The 14,747-nt window shown below is 63.2% G+C and carries 14 protein-coding genes; 11 read left to right on the top strand and 3 right to left on the bottom strand.

The genetic code is table 11. The annotated features are described in order from the left end of the window. Positions 1-60: 60 nt before the first annotated feature. Entirely contained in the window at positions 61-531 is a 471-nt protein-coding gene (locus SGRAN_RS02295) for a DUF3237 domain-containing protein (RefSeq protein ID WP_172709601.1), read from the bottom strand. 223 nt (positions 532-754) lie between these two features. Between SGRAN_RS02295 and SGRAN_RS02300 the strand changes: the two genes are divergently transcribed. The 5 genes from SGRAN_RS02300 (at position 755) to SGRAN_RS02320 (ending at position 5,350) form a co-directional block, all read left to right on the top strand. Beyond that, the gene (locus tag SGRAN_RS02300) at positions 755-2,089 is read left to right on the top strand and encodes a spinster family MFS transporter (protein WP_067180440.1); all 1,335 of its coding nucleotides are present in this window, start codon (positions 755-757) and stop codon (positions 2,087-2,089) included. A gap of 14 nt (positions 2,090-2,103) precedes the next feature. After that, the gene (locus SGRAN_RS02305; RefSeq protein WP_067180441.1) at positions 2,104-3,198 is read left to right on the top strand and encodes an NADH:flavin oxidoreductase; all 1,095 of its coding nucleotides are present in this window, start codon (positions 2,104-2,106) and stop codon (positions 3,196-3,198) included. A 37-nt stretch (positions 3,199-3,235) separates the two neighbouring features. Beyond that, complete coding sequence (locus SGRAN_RS02310; RefSeq protein ID WP_082737045.1) at positions 3,236-4,060, top strand: amidohydrolase family protein; 825 nt, start codon at positions 3,236-3,238, stop codon at positions 4,058-4,060. Further along, a complete protein-coding gene (locus tag SGRAN_RS02315; protein ID WP_237233723.1) occupies positions 4,047-4,796 on the top strand; it encodes an SDR family NAD(P)-dependent oxidoreductase in 750 nt (249 codons plus the stop codon). The genes SGRAN_RS02310 and SGRAN_RS02315 overlap by 14 nt, the downstream gene beginning before the upstream one ends. 122 nt (positions 4,797-4,918) lie before the next feature. After that, on the top strand, positions 4,919-5,350 hold the full coding sequence (locus SGRAN_RS02320) for a hypothetical protein (RefSeq protein WP_148650779.1): 432 nt from the start codon (positions 4,919-4,921) through the stop codon (positions 5,348-5,350). Between the two features lie 65 nt (positions 5,351-5,415). Here SGRAN_RS02320 and SGRAN_RS02325 read toward each other — a convergent pair whose 3' ends face one another. Further along, positions 5,416-5,760: a carboxymuconolactone decarboxylase family protein gene (locus SGRAN_RS02325; RefSeq protein ID WP_067186836.1), complete on the bottom strand. Its 345-nt coding sequence runs from the start codon at positions 5,758-5,760 to the stop codon at positions 5,416-5,418. Positions 5,761-6,045: 285 nt separating this feature from the next. Between SGRAN_RS02325 and SGRAN_RS22495 the strand changes: the two genes are divergently transcribed. From SGRAN_RS22495 to SGRAN_RS02345, 4 genes are all read left to right on the top strand, one after another. After that, entirely contained in the window at positions 6,046-8,775 is a 2,730-nt protein-coding gene (locus SGRAN_RS22495) for a TonB-dependent receptor (protein WP_082737046.1), read from the top strand. An 81-nt stretch (positions 8,776-8,856) separates the two neighbouring features. Continuing rightward, positions 8,857-9,306 carry a nuclear transport factor 2 family protein gene (locus SGRAN_RS02335; protein ID WP_067105157.1) on the top strand — a complete coding sequence of 150 codons (450 nt, stop codon included), beginning with the start codon at positions 8,857-8,859 and terminating at the stop codon, positions 9,304-9,306. Positions 9,307-9,520: 214 nt separating this feature from the next. Beyond that, positions 9,521-10,360, top strand: coding sequence for an IclR family transcriptional regulator (locus tag SGRAN_RS02340; RefSeq protein ID WP_234002563.1), 840 nt, complete (start codon positions 9,521-9,523; stop codon positions 10,358-10,360). 93 nt (positions 10,361-10,453) lie between these two features. Next, positions 10,454-11,320 carry an SMP-30/gluconolactonase/LRE family protein gene (locus tag SGRAN_RS02345; RefSeq protein WP_067180453.1) on the top strand — a complete coding sequence of 289 codons (867 nt, stop codon included), beginning with the start codon at positions 10,454-10,456 and terminating at the stop codon, positions 11,318-11,320. A 4-nt stretch (positions 11,321-11,324) separates the two neighbouring features. Here SGRAN_RS02345 and SGRAN_RS02350 read toward each other — a convergent pair whose 3' ends face one another. Continuing rightward, a complete protein-coding gene (locus SGRAN_RS02350; protein WP_067180454.1) occupies positions 11,325-12,086 on the bottom strand; it encodes an SDR family NAD(P)-dependent oxidoreductase in 762 nt (253 codons plus the stop codon). A 258-nt stretch (positions 12,087-12,344) separates the two neighbouring features. Between SGRAN_RS02350 and SGRAN_RS02355 the strand changes: the two genes are divergently transcribed. Both SGRAN_RS02355 and SGRAN_RS02360 read left to right on the top strand, forming a co-directional pair. Continuing rightward, positions 12,345-13,109 (top strand): enoyl-CoA hydratase/isomerase family protein, encoded by a 765-nt coding sequence (locus SGRAN_RS02355; protein WP_082737048.1) that lies wholly within the window; start codon positions 12,345-12,347, stop codon positions 13,107-13,109. A 12-nt stretch (positions 13,110-13,121) separates the two neighbouring features. Further along, the gene (locus SGRAN_RS02360) at positions 13,122-14,705 is read left to right on the top strand and encodes an AMP-binding protein (RefSeq protein ID WP_067180460.1); all 1,584 of its coding nucleotides are present in this window, start codon (positions 13,122-13,124) and stop codon (positions 14,703-14,705) included. Positions 14,706-14,747 lie beyond the last annotated feature (42 nt).

The raw sequence follows: 14,747 nt of genomic DNA on the forward strand, positions 1-14,747 counted from the left end.
TCTGCTTCGGCCGCCTGCGGAGGGACCGGAAAAATGTGGCAGCGCCGCGCGGCGCCGGGCTCATTTGATGGCGAAGACGTGGTACAATGGGCCGTCGTCGGTGCGCATGCCGTTCGAGACGGCGATCACGCGGTTCAGCCATTCATATTTTTCATGTGCGGTTTCGAACCGCGGCGTCGTGTGCAGATAGAGGTCTTCGTAAGGGCCGGGTTCGCGGCGGGCGAAGCGCGCGGCGGCTTCTGGCGAGGTCGGTGTCGACAGCCCGGTATATTGCATCGAGATCAGGGCGCCGTCGTCGGTCTCCAGGGCCGTGCGCACGTCGATCAGCATCGTTCCGTCGCTGCGCCAGGATACCCAGTCGGCGCCCCCGTCGAGAACGCGGCCTCGCATTCTGGGGCCTTCGAAGGTGCCTCCGACGACCGGGAAGATGCCCCGCTTGTTCTCACCGCCGACGGGCTGCGCCCGATCATAGGCGACATCCAGCCGCATCGCGAACAGCGGTTCCCAGGAAAGGGTTTCGATTCCGGCCATCTTCATCCTCCACTCGATTTCAGGGCGGCCATGCCGCAGTCATTCCGGCTTGTAGAGCAGCAACCTCGGCCGGCTCCAAATCGGGCGCCGGGCCCGGCCCCAAAATCACATTCGTAAAATTGGGGCGCAAGGCGATTTGGACTACGACTTGCCGACCGAATTGCGCCACGATGTCCGCAAGCCTTCCCACAAGAGGCATGGCTGAGATGGCAGAGGAGCGACCATGTCTCGTGCAACGGGCACCGCCCAGGGATCAGGCGGCGAAGGCGGAACCGCGAGCGTTTCGCCATCCTACCGCCGCTATATTCTGACATTGCTGCTAGTCGTCTCGACGCTCAATTTCCTGGATCGCCAGATCATCAACATTCTGGTCGAGCCCATCAAGCAGGACCTGCAGCTCGCCGACTGGCAACTGGGAATGCTGACCGGGCTGAGTTTCGCACTCTTCTATTCGGTATTGGGATTGCCGATCGCGCGACTGGCCGATCGCTCCAACCGGCCGGTCATCATCGGGATTTCGCTGCTCGCATGGAGCGCCTTCACCGCGCTGTGCGGCCTCGCCAGCTCGTTTGTTCAGTTACTGCTCGCGCGCATCGGCGTCGGATGCGGCGAAGCGGGTGGCGGGCCTCCCTCTCATTCGCTGATTGCCGATTTCACGACGCCCCAGAACCGCGCGTCCGCCCTCGCCTATTTTTCGCTGGGCAGTCCGATCGGCACGCTGCTGGGCCTCGGCCTCGGCGCAATCGTCGCCGATGCGTTCGGCTGGCGAATGGCTTTCTTCGTCGCGGCGGTTCCCGGCATTCTCCTCGCCGCCGTTCTGATGGCGACGGTCAAGGAACCGCGGGACCTTCGTTCGCTCAAGGCCGGGCCGAAGGCGGGGATCAGAGAGGCGTGGATCGAATTGAGGTCCAAGCGCACTTTCTGGTGGATATGCCTTGCAGGTGCTGCAACATCCGTCGCAACCTATGGCCAAGGCGCATTCTGGAGTTCCTTCTTTCTCCGTGTCCATGGGGAGGAAATTGCGGCCTTGGCCCCGACCGGCACGGGGCCGCTCGTGCTGGTCGGTCTCAGCCTTGGTCTGGTAAAGGGACTTAGCGGCGTGGCCGGCGTCATCACCGGCGGATTGATCACCGACCGTCTCGCCCGGAACGATCTGCGCAGCTATTGCTCCGTCCCGGCCATCGCTCTCATGCTGGCCTCCCCGGCCTTCGTCCTGGTGATGCTGGCGCCTGATTTCACGACCGCCGCCGGCCTTCTGATCCTTCCCGTCTTCCTGTCGAGCCTGATATTCGGCCCGTCCTTCGCGGCGGTTCAGACGCTGGTTTCGCCCGGAACGCGCGCGACGGCCGCGGCGATCCTGCTTTTCATCCTGACACTGACGGGCCTTGGACTCGGGCCGCTGCTCATCGGCATATTCTCCGACCTCTTCGCGGCATCGCTCGGGAGTGCAGAAGGGTTGCGCTGGGCGCTTCTCCTGACCGCGCCGGCGAATCTGGTTGCCGGGATAGGCTTTTGGTTGGCCCGCCGAACCATCGTTCAAGAGCTTGAACTTGATTGAACCGAGGATTTTGTATGATTCCCGACCATCTTTTTGAGCCCTTTCGTTCGCAAGGACTCGATCTGCCCAACAGGATCGTCATGGCCCCCATGACGCGGTGCTTCAGCCCCGATGGCGTGCCCGGCGACGATGTGGTGCAATATTATCGCCGACGGGCGGAGGGCGGAGCGGGGCTCATCATTTCGGAGGGGACGGCGATCGACGAGCCTGCCGCGATCACGAGCCCCCGAATCCCGCGATTCCATGGAGAAGAGCCGCTCGGCGGCTGGCAGCGGATCGTTGATACGGTCCATGCTGCCGGCAGCGCGTTCTTCCCGCAGCTCTGGCATACCGGGGCTGCGCGGCAGTCCGAACTGAGTGCCAATCCCGAAATCGAGGCCATTTCGCCTTCCGGGTTGTTCGCGCCCGGACAGGCGGTGGGACGCGCCATGACCGACGCGGACATCGAACGGCTTGTAACGGCTTATGGCCAGGGGGCAGAGGATGCGAAGCGGCTGGGCTGCGACGGCATCGAACTCCACTTTGCCCATGGCTATCTCGTCGACCAGTTCTTCTGGCCAGAGGTGAATCTGCGCGAGGATGCCCATGGCGCCGACCGCTATTTGCTCGCCGAAGCGATCGTGGCCGAGTGCCGGCGGCGGGTGGGCCCCGGCTTCCCGATCGGTCTGCGCTTCTCGCAGTGGAAACAGCAGGATTACGATGCCCGGATCTTTGCAAACTCCGCGGACCTCTCCGCATTTCTGACGCGCATGGTCGATGCCGGCGTGACCATCTTCCATTGCTCGTCGCGGCGTTTCTGGGAGCCTGAATTTGCAGGCGAAACGCTCAATCTGGCCGGGTGGACCAAGAAGCTGACGGGCGTGACCGTGATCACCGTGGGCTCTGTCGGACTGAACCAGGAATTTCTGGTCAGCAGAACGGGGATCGATACCGCGATCGACGAAAGCCGTCTGGAAACGCTGAACGGCATGCTGGCTCGCGGCGAATTCGACCTGGTCGCGATTGGCCGGGCGCTTCTGGCTGATCCTTTCTGGCCGCGCAAGGTGCGCGCCGGCCGCTTCGAGGATCTGGTCACCTATTCAAAGGACGCCGAACGGACGCTCGTCTGAGCGGTCGGGCGCACTCATTCGAAGGGAGAAGAGTATCATGGGTTTGATCGATTTTCGGGCGCGCCCGAATACCAGGGAAATTATGTCGCTCTACGATCAGCCGGGGCGTGAATTCCTGTGGAAACGCTGGGGCTGCCCCCCGCCTCCCAAGGTCGAGCTCGCCGATTTCATGGCCGATCTGCGCGATGCCGGCGTGACGCGGGCGGTGGTCACCGGACGGCAGGTTGTGTCGGATCAGGGTGTCGCGTTCGGGACGAGCAACGACTATATCGCCGATTGCGTGAAGCGGTATTCGGACGTGCTCATCGGCTTTGCGGGCATCGACGTCTCGTCCGGCGATCGGGCGGTCGCAGAGATCGAAAGAGCCGTGCGGGACCTTGGCATGAAGGGAATCTCGATTGATCCCTTCACCGCGCGTATCCTTCCCAACGACAGGCAGCTCTATCCACTGTATGAAAAGGCGGCCGAACTCGGCATTCCGGTCGTCACGACCGTGGGGCCGCTAGTCGGTCGATTCGGCGATCCGTATCTGTTCGATGAGCCGACCGCGGATTTTCCGATGGTTAAGTTCGTCTATTCGCATGCGGTATGGCCGCAGGTCCTCGATTGGCTCGGCCTGGCATTCCGGCGGCCCAACGTTTTTCTCGAACCATCGATCTATTGGACCAATCCGGGATGCGACGCGATATGGATCGCGGCCAATGGGCAATTGTCGGATCAGATCATCTATGCCAGCGCCTTTCCCTTTGCGTCGCTGAACGCGATGGAAAAGATTCGCGCGCGGTGGGACTGGAGCGACGAGGCCTGGCACAGGTTCACCTATACCAACGCCGCCCGGATTCTCGGCATTGAAGAAGGGTGAGCCGGCGACGTCTCGCGCGCGCCTGGCTCTCGTCACGGGGGCTGGTCGCGGGATAGGTCGGGCGATTGCCGAGGGGCTTGTGGAAGACGGGTGGCATGTCGTCGCCGCGGATCGTGACAGTGATGCCCTTGATGCGTTGGTCCATTCCTCGCCCGGCTCCGCGCCCCTGTCGACCGAGGTCATGGATGTCACCGATCGAGGCGCGGTGGTAGCTGCGCTCGCCCGGCTTGGAACGCTCGACCTCCTCGTGAACAATGCCGGGATCGCCGGAAAGCGGTGTGCGGTCGGGACCATTTCCGAAGCCGAATTTCGAGATGTGCTGCGCGTCAACATGCTCGGGATATTCATCGCGTCGCAGGAAGCAGTGCGGCGGATGGGGAAGGGGGGCGCTATCGTCAATATTGCATCCGCTTCCTATCTGGTGAGTCCCAATGTCCCTCACTACGGCATGACCAAAGGTGCGGTGGTCGGTCTGACACGGTCGATGGCCCTGGAATTCCGTCGCCACGGGATCAGCGTCAACGCCGTCGGACCGGGTGCGATCGACACGACGATGCAGAGCGCGCTGTCCGACGAACAGCGCGCGCATCTCGCCCGTATCTATTCCGATGGACCCATGCCGCCCGATGTCATCGCCGCCGCGGTTCGCTATCTCGCGTCTTCCGAAGGGCGACGGGCGCGGGGCCAGATGCTTATCGTCGACGAGGGCACCAGCTTGGGCATCGACCTATGGTAGGCGCGCGCTCCCTTTCCCTGAAAGTGTTCGGGAACGGGTCCGGGGTTGCGGAGGCGATCGCCGGGCGGCTGACGGACATTCACGGTCTCGTCGAAACCAGCGATGGACCGTTCGACCTCGTCGTGATCGATGCTGTCGACGAGGCGCGGAGCATTCGCTTTCTCGACCTTTCCGACGAGGATTTCGAGCGGCTCTATCTGGCGCCTACGATTCGTCTCGAGCGCATGGTCGGCGTGGCGCGTGCGCTGACCGGATCTTCGGGCAGTCTCCTGCTCGTCGGAACGGATGCTTTTCTGGGAAAGCCGGAAAGCGCGCCCCAGGCAGCGGCGGCGGGTTCGATGATCCAGCTCGGGCGCTCGCTCGGACGGATGCATCCGCCCGTGCGGTGCAACATGCTCATCCTGCCGATCGAGCCCGTCCGGAGAAGCTCGGGCATGTTTGATGATGCGGCGTGTTTCGCGTCGGTTGTGGCCGGTTCGGAAAGGCTGTGCGGGTTACGGCTGTTCCTGGACGGCGCCTCGCATCTCGACAGCCGCTACGTCGACCATCGCTGAAAAGTGGTGATGCGCTTGCGTGCGAGCGGGCCGGGCCCGGGCGCCCGGCCTGCCATGAAGTCCGGTCAGGAAGCGGATTCCGCCGCCGAAACGGCATCGAGCGCGCGGGCGGAATAAACGAGCGCAGCGCCCGCGTTCAGCGCGACCGCGACGCCGAGAGCTTCGGCAATTTCTCCCTTGCCGGCCCCCGCCTTTACCGCCTTGTCCGAATGGACCGCGATGCAGCCATCGCAACGGGTGGTGACGGCCACGGCCAAGGCAATCAGTTCCCGGGTCTTCGCGTCGAGGCAATCGGTTTTAGCGCCGGCGCCGCTTGCCATCATGTAGCCGCCGACAGTATCCGGCGACAAGGCGCCGAGCTCGCCGATCCGGCCCATCAGCGCTTCGCGATAATCTTTCCAGTCGATCATTCCATCCTCCGTCGATTGGCCGCTGAGATGCCATCCGGCCGTCACGGGCCTTTTGTCGATCATCGACGACGTCGCGAAGCGTCGCGCCGAAAGGTGACGGATAATCACATCTTGAATAACGGACGAATGTTCCCGCGCGATGGCGACAGACGGGAGCGCCGATTGTATATTTCTCTTATAAAATATCGTTTTTCGAGAATGAAATATAGGAACTAATTTTATTTCTTTCTTATGAATAGATCAAAATTAATTTCAAATGGAACAAGGTCTGTGGGAGAGTTGTAAATGAATATTTCTATCAGGAAGATTTGTCTATCGAGCGCCTCGGCCGCCACCATCATGGTGGCCTGCCCTGCTTTTGGGTATCAGGCGGCGGAAGACGCGAACGCCTCCGCGGAAACCGTCGGTGCCGGCGACATCGTCGTCACGGCACAGCGGCGCGAGGAAAGCCTGCAGAATGTGCCGATTGCCGTGTCGGCATTCGGCACCGAGACATTGAAAGCCCAGAAGATCGAGGGCGGTCTCGACATCCAGACGGGCGTGCCCAACATGACCTTCGCGCAGGGGCAGCGCGGGGACAATGTCACCATCCGCGGCATCGGGACGAAGGCGTTCTCCGGATCGAGCGATTCGGCGACCGGGGTCCATTTCGCCGGTGCGCCGGTCACGGACAATCGCCTCTTCCAGATGGACCTGTACGACGTCCAGCGGCTCGAAGTGCTGCGCGGGCCGCAAGGCACACTTTACGGCCGGAACGCGACGGGCGGCGTGATCAATGTCATTCCGGCGCGCCCGACCGATGACTTCGAGGCGTCGCTGAACGCCGAATTCACCAACCATGGCGGCCGCAAGTTCCGGGGCATGGTCAATATTCCGCTCGCCCGGGATGTTCTGAGCCTGCGGCTGGCGACCAGCATGTTCGACCGGAACGGCTATGTCCGCAATCTGATGAACGGCGACACGATCGACGGCCGCAGCATGTATTCATTCCGCGCGACACTGGGCTTCACGCCGACCGAGCGCCTCAGCGGCTATTTTACCTGGCAGCGCTTTCGCGAGGACGATGACCGGCTCACCACGGGCAAGGGCGTGTGCGCCGCAGATCCCGGCCCGGCTTCGCTCGGCGGTGTGGACATCACCAATCCCATCGTACGGGGGTTGCTGAGCCAGGGCTGCGCGAATGAGGTGCTGACGCCGGGGAAGGCGACGGCGCTTCCCAATTCGCTGGCTACATTCTTCGGCCTTGCCGCCTATCGGGCGGGCCTTGCTTCGGGCGACGTATTTGTCGGCCAGACGCAGATCCCGGGTTTCGATCAGGTCGCTACGCCGGTCACGCCGGCCTATGTGGCGCAACAGGACATCTATCAGGGCGGCCTGACCTGGGACGCGACGGACAGCATCCGCGTCGAATATCTGGGGTCGTATCAGACCGGCAGGACCGCTTCGCGGCAGGATGCGCTTTTGGTGTATCCGGAGATCGCATTCAATTCGACCGCCCTTTATCCCGGCGGAATCGTGAACGATCCGCAGTTGGGCGCCTATGACAGGCTGATGTACCTCAACTCGAACGATCGGACGAGCAAGCAGCATTTCCACGAATTGCGGGTGGCTTCGTCCTTTTCCGGTCCCTTCAATTTCAGCATCGGCGGAAACTATCTGGACTACCGGCTGGTTCAGGCCGCCGGCAATTATTCGCACACGCTGACCGCCTTCGCCAATGTCGCGAACGGTGGTGCTTCCTGTGCCATCGGCAACAATAGCTGCATCTATATCGATCCGGACTCGAGCCTGATGGGTCAGGGGCATAATTATTTCCTGAGCTATCAGCCCTACCGGCTGCATTCCTACGCCGGTTTCGGAGAACTCTATTTCGAGCTTTCCGACACGGTGAAGCTCACGGCCGGCGCACGGTACACGAAGGATGACAAGCGGCTCGACAATATTCCGGCCCGGCTTCTTACGCCCGGGTCGGGTTATCCGGCCGGCGTGCCGGCTGCCCTCAAGGCCAGCTTCGAGGCATTCACCGGACGTATCGGGATCGACTGGAAGCCCGAATTGAGCTGGACGGACTCGACCCTTGTCTATGCGTTTGCGTCGCGCGGATACAAGGGCGGCGGCCTCAACCCCGTGACACCCGACGTCGGGGCGACCTTCGCACCGGAATATGTCAATGCCCTGGAGATCGGAACGAAGAACACGCTTCTGAACGGCGCGCTGTCGCTGAATGCGTCGGCCTTCTATTACGACTACAAGGATTATCAGATTTCCAAGTTCGTCAATCGGGTCAATGTGACCGAGAATGTCGACGCGCGGGTGATGGGACTGGAACTGGAAGCGGTTGCGCGGCCGCTCGATGGCCTCCGCCTTAATTTCACCGGCGGTCTTCTGGACTCGAAGATCAAGAACGGCACCTCGCTCGATCTGTTCGATCGCACTCAGGGTGATGCCGATCTCGCCATCGTGAAGAATGGCTCGGCTTCGGTGTGCGTCGTGCCGAAGGCGGCGCTCGCGGACTTCGTCGCGATTGTGCAGCGGAGCAACGGAGCGCCGGAAGTGGCTGGAATTTCGGGCAATCCGAATTCCATGTTCAACATCTGCGGCGGGACCTATGCGTCGATGGGACTGGTGCCCACGCAAGGGGCACCGGCCAATCTCGCCGGAAACAAGCTGCCCAACGCGCCGGACTGGACCGTTTCCTTCGGCGCCGAATATCGCTGGAACCTGAGCGACAGCTGGTCGACCACCTTGCGCGGCGACTATTATCGCCAGGGGAGTTCTTTCGCCCGGCCCTATAACGCCGCGGTGGATTATCTGCCGGCTTGGGAAAATCTCAATCTCAGCCTCAAGTTCACGCAGGAGGAGATGATGCTGGACGTCGAATTCTACGTGAAGAATGTGACGAACAATCGTGCGACGACCGATTACCTCTATAACGATGATTCGATCGGCCTGACCGCGCGTGCATTCCTGCGCGAACCGCGGATCTATGCCATCTCGATTTCCAAGGCTTTTTAAAGGGGCCGGCCGGACGGCGGCACCCTTGCGATGCCGCCGTCCGTTCGAACCGTTGCCGTTCTATCAGGGAAAGCGACTGTCATGCGGAGCGAAGACGAACTGCTCATCGAAGCGGCGTGCCGGAAATTGATGACCCGCTATTGCGTCGGGCTCGATACACGGGATGCGGACCTGTTCCTTTCGGTCTTTTCGGCCGATGCCATTTGGGAACTCGTGAACGACACGCCGCGGACCCTGGCCGGGCACGATGCCATTCGGTCCTACTTCGAATCGCGTCAGAAGAAGGTCTTCAACCTGCACCTCCTCCAGAACCCGCTCGTGACTGTCACGGGGCCGACCGAAGCGGAAGGCTATTGCATCGCGTTGATTGTCGATGGGCCGTGGGGCGACGGCGCGCTGCCCGTGCCGCTGCGGGGAACGGAAATGGTCACGGAATATCGCGACCGGTTTGAATTGCGGCCGGAGGGGTGGCGGATCGTGCGGCGGACGATGCGAAAGCTCATCGACAAGAAATCCGCGCCGCCTGCCTGAAAAGGCTTGGCTCGCCGCCACGGCAGCAGTCCGCCGCGACAGCCCGGATGGGTCCCCGGGGAGCCCGGGCCCGTCTCGTCGCATCGCGCTTTCAGCGAAATCACATATGTGATATGCTTGGCGGGCATGGCGGTTTGGGTGGAGTCTGTCTGCCATTCATCCTTCATGGGCATCGCAGAGATCGCCTCGAGGCGACAAATGACTGATCGGCATTATGCCGCAGCAGTTGGGTGGAGAGATGAAACGCAGGCCCGTCAAATCGGCTTCGCGCACGTTCGAAGTGCTGGAGCTGTTCCGTGATCGTCGCACGCCGTTACGGCTCAACGAGATTTACTCGGCACTCGGCTATCCTCAGTCGAGCACCACGAATCTGCTCAAGAGCATGGTGATCGAGGGGTATCTGAATTACAATCGGGCCACGCGCACCTATCTTCCCACCTTGCAGGTTGCGTCTCTCGGAAGCTGGATATTCAGCCACATTGCCTTGGCGAATGGTTATCATTGGCTGATCGACGAGCTTTTTCGGCTTACCGACGAGACGGTGGTCCTGGTCACGCAGAACGACCTGTTCATCCAATATATGATGATGCGGGTTCCCGACCATCCGCACAAGCGGCCCCCCAATACCGGGGAGATGCGGTTGATGCTCGATGCCTCCTCGGGAATGGCGCTGATGAGCCAGATGCGCGACCGCGAAATCGACAAAATCTATCGCTATTCCAACTATTACGAGCTGAATCCGGGCCAGAGGATCTCCTTGCCCGACGTGATGCAGCATATCCGCTGGATACGGCATACGGGCTATTGCTATTGGCCGGATCATCCGGTGCCCGGCATCGGTTCGATCGCCATGCCGCTCGGGGAGACCCTGCACGGAATACCGCTCGTCATCGGTATCGGCGGGACGACCGAGCGCCTGTCTCCGCGGCGCGCCGAACTGGTGGAAATCATGCGGAACACGATCACGGAGTTTCGTCTGCGCTATCCGCAGGAGGATCGTCCGGCCCCCGACCTGGACGATTGCCTCGACGAATTGGCCGTCGCCGCCGAATGACGCCATCACAGTCGCGATAAACTGCGCTGGAGACCTCGTCTGCAGGGCGCGCATCCGGCCGCCGTCTATCGTGCGGGCAGAGAGGAAGTGCCGATGCCCGTGGAAATCGATTTGCTGCCGGTCGGGGTTGCCGGTCTGGGTGAAAGCCCATTGTGGGACCATCGTTCGAAACGGCTGTGGTGGGTCGATTCGACCGGCCCGACGCTCCATGCATGCGATGCCGAAGGGCAGAACGCGGAGCATTGGGTGCTGAATCAGCCGATCGGCAGCATCGGGCTCGCCAAGGAGGGGCTGCTCGTCGCACTGGCGGACGGCTTCTACCGGTTCGATCCCGATGGCGCGAAGCTGGTGCCGATTGCCCAGCCCGAGATGGCACCCGCGACGCGGCTCAACGATGGCAAGGCGGATCGGTGCGGACGCTTTCTCTCTGCGTCGATGTGCACCGGGGCCAATGTCCGAGCCGGCGGCCTGTTCCGGCTCGACGCCGACGGCGGGTGCGAACGGCTCGAAGACGGCGTCACCATCGGCAATGCCATCTGTTTCTCGCCCGATGGCGACACGCTCTATTTCGCCGACAGCATGGACGGAATATTGAGGCGCTACGATTATGCCGGGGACAGCGGAACGATCGGGCCGCGAGCCGATCTGGTCGATTGCCGGGACCAAGGGTCCGCCCCCGACGGCGCGACGGTGGACAGTGAAGGATATATCTGGGTCGCGCTGGTGCTGGCGCAGGCGGTTGCCTGCTATTCGCCCGAGGGCCAATTGCTGCGTTCGATCCCGCTGCCGCTTCCTTATCCCTCCTGTCCCGCGTTCGGCGGTCCGGGTCTCGATACGCTCTATCTGACGAGCATCGCCAATTCGGGGCACCGGCTTGTCGCGGACCATCCCGATGCGGGCCGGATCACCGTCATTCGCGGGCTGGGCGTCACCGGGCTGGTCGAAGGCGTCTATCGCTGAACGATCACCGCAGCGCGATCGAGATGCCGCCGTCAACGAGCAGCGATTGCCCGGTGACGAAGCCCGACCGCGCGCTGTCGGCGAAGAAGAGAACGGCCTCCGCAATATCGGTGGTTTCGCCCAGGCGGCCCAGCGGCGTGCTGGCCACGCGCGCCGCGAAGGCCGCCTCGTCAAGCATCGCGCGCACGCCTTCGGTGGCGATCGTCGAGGGAGCGACCGCGTTGACGCGGATGCCCGCAGGCGCGAGTTCGATAGCAGCCGAACGCGTCATCCCCTCCACCGCTGCCTTGATCCCGCAATAGACCATGGCGTTGGGCAGGCCCATCCGCGCCGAAACCGATGCGATATTGACGATGGCTCCGCCGCCGCGCGGCCGCATGTATCTCGCCGCCGCCTGCGTTCCCCAGACGATTCCGGCGATTCCGACCCCGAGCATCCGATCGAGGCTCTCCTTCTCGATCTGCTCCACCGGCGCATAGCGGGTCCACATGGCATTGTTGACGACCACGTCGAGGCCGCCAAGCGCCTCAACCGCGGCATCGAAGGCCGCGTGGAGCGCCTCGCGATCCGAGACGTCGCAGCCAAGGGCGATCGCCCGTCCGCCCGCCGATTCGATCTCCTGTGCAAAATCCTCGGACCAACGCGCCTTGCGGTCGACGAGCGCGACTGCTGCCCCTGCCGCCGCGAGCCGTGCGGCGATGTCGCGGCCCAGCCCCCGCGATGCGCCGGTCACCAGCGCGATGCGTCCATCGAGTTCGTTTGCCATGATCGATCCTGGATGTGGAAGGGGCCGGTCGATACCGTCGATGCGGCTGCCCCGCTTTGACCGCGGGAAATCGTTCGACGCTACGGCGGAAATCGCAACCGTCGATGCGGTCGGCGGTGCGATATCACAGGGGCGATGCCGCCCGGACCCAGGATCGAGCGCCAAGTTTCTCAGATGAGATTTTCGCCGTCCGGCGCGGCTTTTCCGAAGGGATCGGAGCGGACGATGCCATCTTCCCGCCGATATGGGAGAAACCTGATGGGCAATGTCCGCACCGAAATCGAAAACCACGTCGCATTGGTGACGCTCGACAATCCGCCGGTCAATGCGGCTGCGCTCGCCATGCTCGAAGAAATCACCGACACCTTCGACAGCTTCAACGATCGCGACGAGATACGTGCGGTCGTCCTGACGGGTGCGGGGCGTTGCTTCAGCGCGGGGGCGGACCTCAAGAACCGTCCCGATCTGTCGGTGGCCGGCACGCGCTGGCGCCGCAACCGCGTGGTGCGCGAGGTCGGCTATTCGATCGCCGACTGCGCCAAGCCCGTGATCGCCGCGGTCAACGGGCCGGCCCTCGGCGCCGGCCTCGGGCTGGTGGCGAGCTGCGATATCATCGTGGCATCGGAGGATGCCGTGTTCGGACTCCCCGAAATCGACGTCGGCTTGATGGGAGGCGGCACGCATGCGGGACGCCTGCTGCCGCATTCGCTGGTCCGCCGCATGATGCTGACCGGTTACCGTGCGCCTGCCGCGGAACTCTATCGGCGCGGGATCATCGAAGCCTGCCTGCCGGCCGGCGATCTCCTCCCATATTGCCTCGACATGGCGGCCGTGATCGCATCGAAAAGCCCGCTGGCGACGCGCCTTGCAAAGGACAGCATGCGCACGATCGAGAATATGACGCTGCGCGACGGCTATATCTACGAGCAGGGCAACACGGCGAGACTGTCGACATCGCACGACGCGCAGGAAGCCGTGGCGGCGTTCGTCGAGAAACGCCCGCCCGTCTTCCTCGGTCGCTGAGTAGGAATTCCCATGGATTGGAATTTCGGTGACATCATGGACGTGACGGCGGCGCATGTTCCCGGCGAACGACCCGCGATCATCCGCGGCGACCATGTGACCTGTTGGTCGGATTTCGACGCTCGCACCAACCGCCTGGCGCGCGCTATGATGACGGCCGGGCTGGCGCCGGGCGATCGGGTCGCCATCCTTGCGCGCAACATTCCCGAGTTCATCGAGGTCGCCGCCGCCGCTTTCAAGGCGCGGCTGACGCACGTCAACCTCAACTATCGCTACACCACCGCAGAGATCGAATATGTGCTGCGCGACTGCCAGGCTGCGGGTCTGTTCTATCAGGACGAGTTCGCGCCCATCGTCGCCCCGCTGATCGGTGGTGCGATCGATCATCTGATCCATGCGGTGCAGATCGGCGGAACGGGCGCCTATGACGCCGTCGTCGCGCAGGGCGATCCGACACCGCTGGGGATCGAGCGTTCTCCCGACGATGGCTACCTGCTGTACACCGGCGGGACCACCGGTCGGCCAAAGGGCGTGATGTGGCGCTCTGCCGATGCCCGGCGCTCGCAGCTCGAATCGCCCGTTGCGGTCGCGACGCCGGAAAGCATGGACGATCATATCGCCCAGGTTCGCAGGGGCACGGCCGGACGCGTGATGCCGGCATGTCCGCTGATGCATGGTGCGGGGCTCAACAGTTCTCTTGCCGAATTGCTGATCGGCGGCACGACGGTGCTCCTGCCTTCGGATCGCTTCGATGCCGCCAGCCTGTGGGACGAGGCGGAGCGTCATCGCGTCACGCGCATCCTGATCGTCGGCGATGCCTTTGCGCGGCCGATGGCCGACGCGCTGCTCGCCCATCCCGGACGATGGGATCTTTCGGCCCTGCGCCTCATTTCCTCGGCGGGCCTCATGTGGTCCGAACAGGTCAAGGCGGCGCTGCTCGCCGCGCTGCCGGATCTGACGCTGCTCGACATATTGGGCGCGTCGGAAGCGTCGGGCTTCGGCTACGCCATTACAAACCGGGACAGAACGACGCCGACCGGTCTGTTCGAGCCCGGGCCGCAGACCGTCATCATCGACCAGCACAGCGACCGGGTGCTCGCCGACGACGAGCCGGGGCAGGGGTGGCTCGCGCGCCGGCCGCCGTTCGGGGTGGGGTATCACGGCGACCCGGAGAAGACGGCGAGCGTCTATCGGACGATCGGCGGACAGCGCTACGCGATCCCCGGCGACATGGCCGAGCGCCTGCCCGGCGGGCGGCTCCGTCTGCTCGGTCGCGGCAGCCTGTGCATCAACACGGGCGGCGAGAAAGTCTATGTCGAAGAGGTCGAGGAAGCGCTCAAGCGCGTGCCGGGCATCGCCGACGCAATGGTCTTCGGCCTTCCCGACCCCAGATGGGGCAGCGCCGTGACCGCGTTGATCGAGGCGGGCGATGCGCCGGACGACAAGGCGATCCGGGCGCATCTGTCGCAGGACCTCGCCGTCTACAAACAGCCGCGAACGATCGTTCGCATCGCGGCGATGCCGCGCCACGCGAGCGGAAAGAGCGACTATCGCCAGGGGATGGAACTCGCAAGGGCGCGCATCGGCGCCGCCTGACCAGCGGCGCTCGCCTTCACGCATGTGATGTTCGGGCTTCGC

It is taken from the genome of Sphingopyxis granuli (genome assembly GCF_001559015.1).
Lineage (GTDB): Bacteria > Pseudomonadota > Alphaproteobacteria > Sphingomonadales > Sphingomonadaceae > Sphingopyxis > Sphingopyxis granuli.

What these genes read in the sequence shown, in the direction of transcription:
- SGRAN_RS02305 (WP_067180441.1), top strand. Translation starts at nt 2,104, where the DNA reads ATGATTCCCGACCATCTTTTTGAGCCCTTTCGTTCGCAAGGACTCGAT.
- SGRAN_RS02360 (WP_067180460.1), top strand. Translation starts at nt 13,122, where the DNA reads ATGGATTGGAATTTCGGTGACATCATGGACGTGACGGCGGCGCATGTT.
- SGRAN_RS02335 (WP_067105157.1), top strand. Translation starts at nt 8,857, where the DNA reads ATGCGGAGCGAAGACGAACTGCTCATCGAAGCGGCGTGCCGGAAATTG.
- SGRAN_RS02310 (WP_082737045.1), top strand. Translation starts at nt 3,236, where the DNA reads ATGGGTTTGATCGATTTTCGGGCGCGCCCGAATACCAGGGAAATTATG.
- SGRAN_RS02300 (WP_067180440.1), top strand. Translation starts at nt 755, where the DNA reads ATGTCTCGTGCAACGGGCACCGCCCAGGGATCAGGCGGCGAAGGCGGA.
- SGRAN_RS02325 (WP_067186836.1), bottom strand. Translation starts at nt 5,760, where the DNA reads ATGATCGACTGGAAAGATTATCGCGAAGCGCTGATGGGCCGGATCGGC.
- SGRAN_RS02295 (WP_172709601.1), bottom strand. Translation starts at nt 531, where the DNA reads ATGGCCGGAATCGAAACCCTTTCCTGGGAACCGCTGTTCGCGATGCGG.
- SGRAN_RS22495 (WP_082737046.1), top strand. Translation starts at nt 6,046, where the DNA reads ATGAATATTTCTATCAGGAAGATTTGTCTATCGAGCGCCTCGGCCGCC.
- SGRAN_RS02340 (WP_234002563.1), top strand. Translation starts at nt 9,521, where the DNA reads ATGCCGCAGCAGTTGGGTGGAGAGATGAAACGCAGGCCCGTCAAATCG.
- SGRAN_RS02350 (WP_067180454.1), bottom strand. Translation starts at nt 12,086, where the DNA reads ATGGCAAACGAACTCGATGGACGCATCGCGCTGGTGACCGGCGCATCG.
- SGRAN_RS02345 (WP_067180453.1), top strand. Translation starts at nt 10,454, where the DNA reads ATGCCCGTGGAAATCGATTTGCTGCCGGTCGGGGTTGCCGGTCTGGGT.
- SGRAN_RS02355 (WP_082737048.1), top strand. Translation starts at nt 12,345, where the DNA reads ATGGGCAATGTCCGCACCGAAATCGAAAACCACGTCGCATTGGTGACG.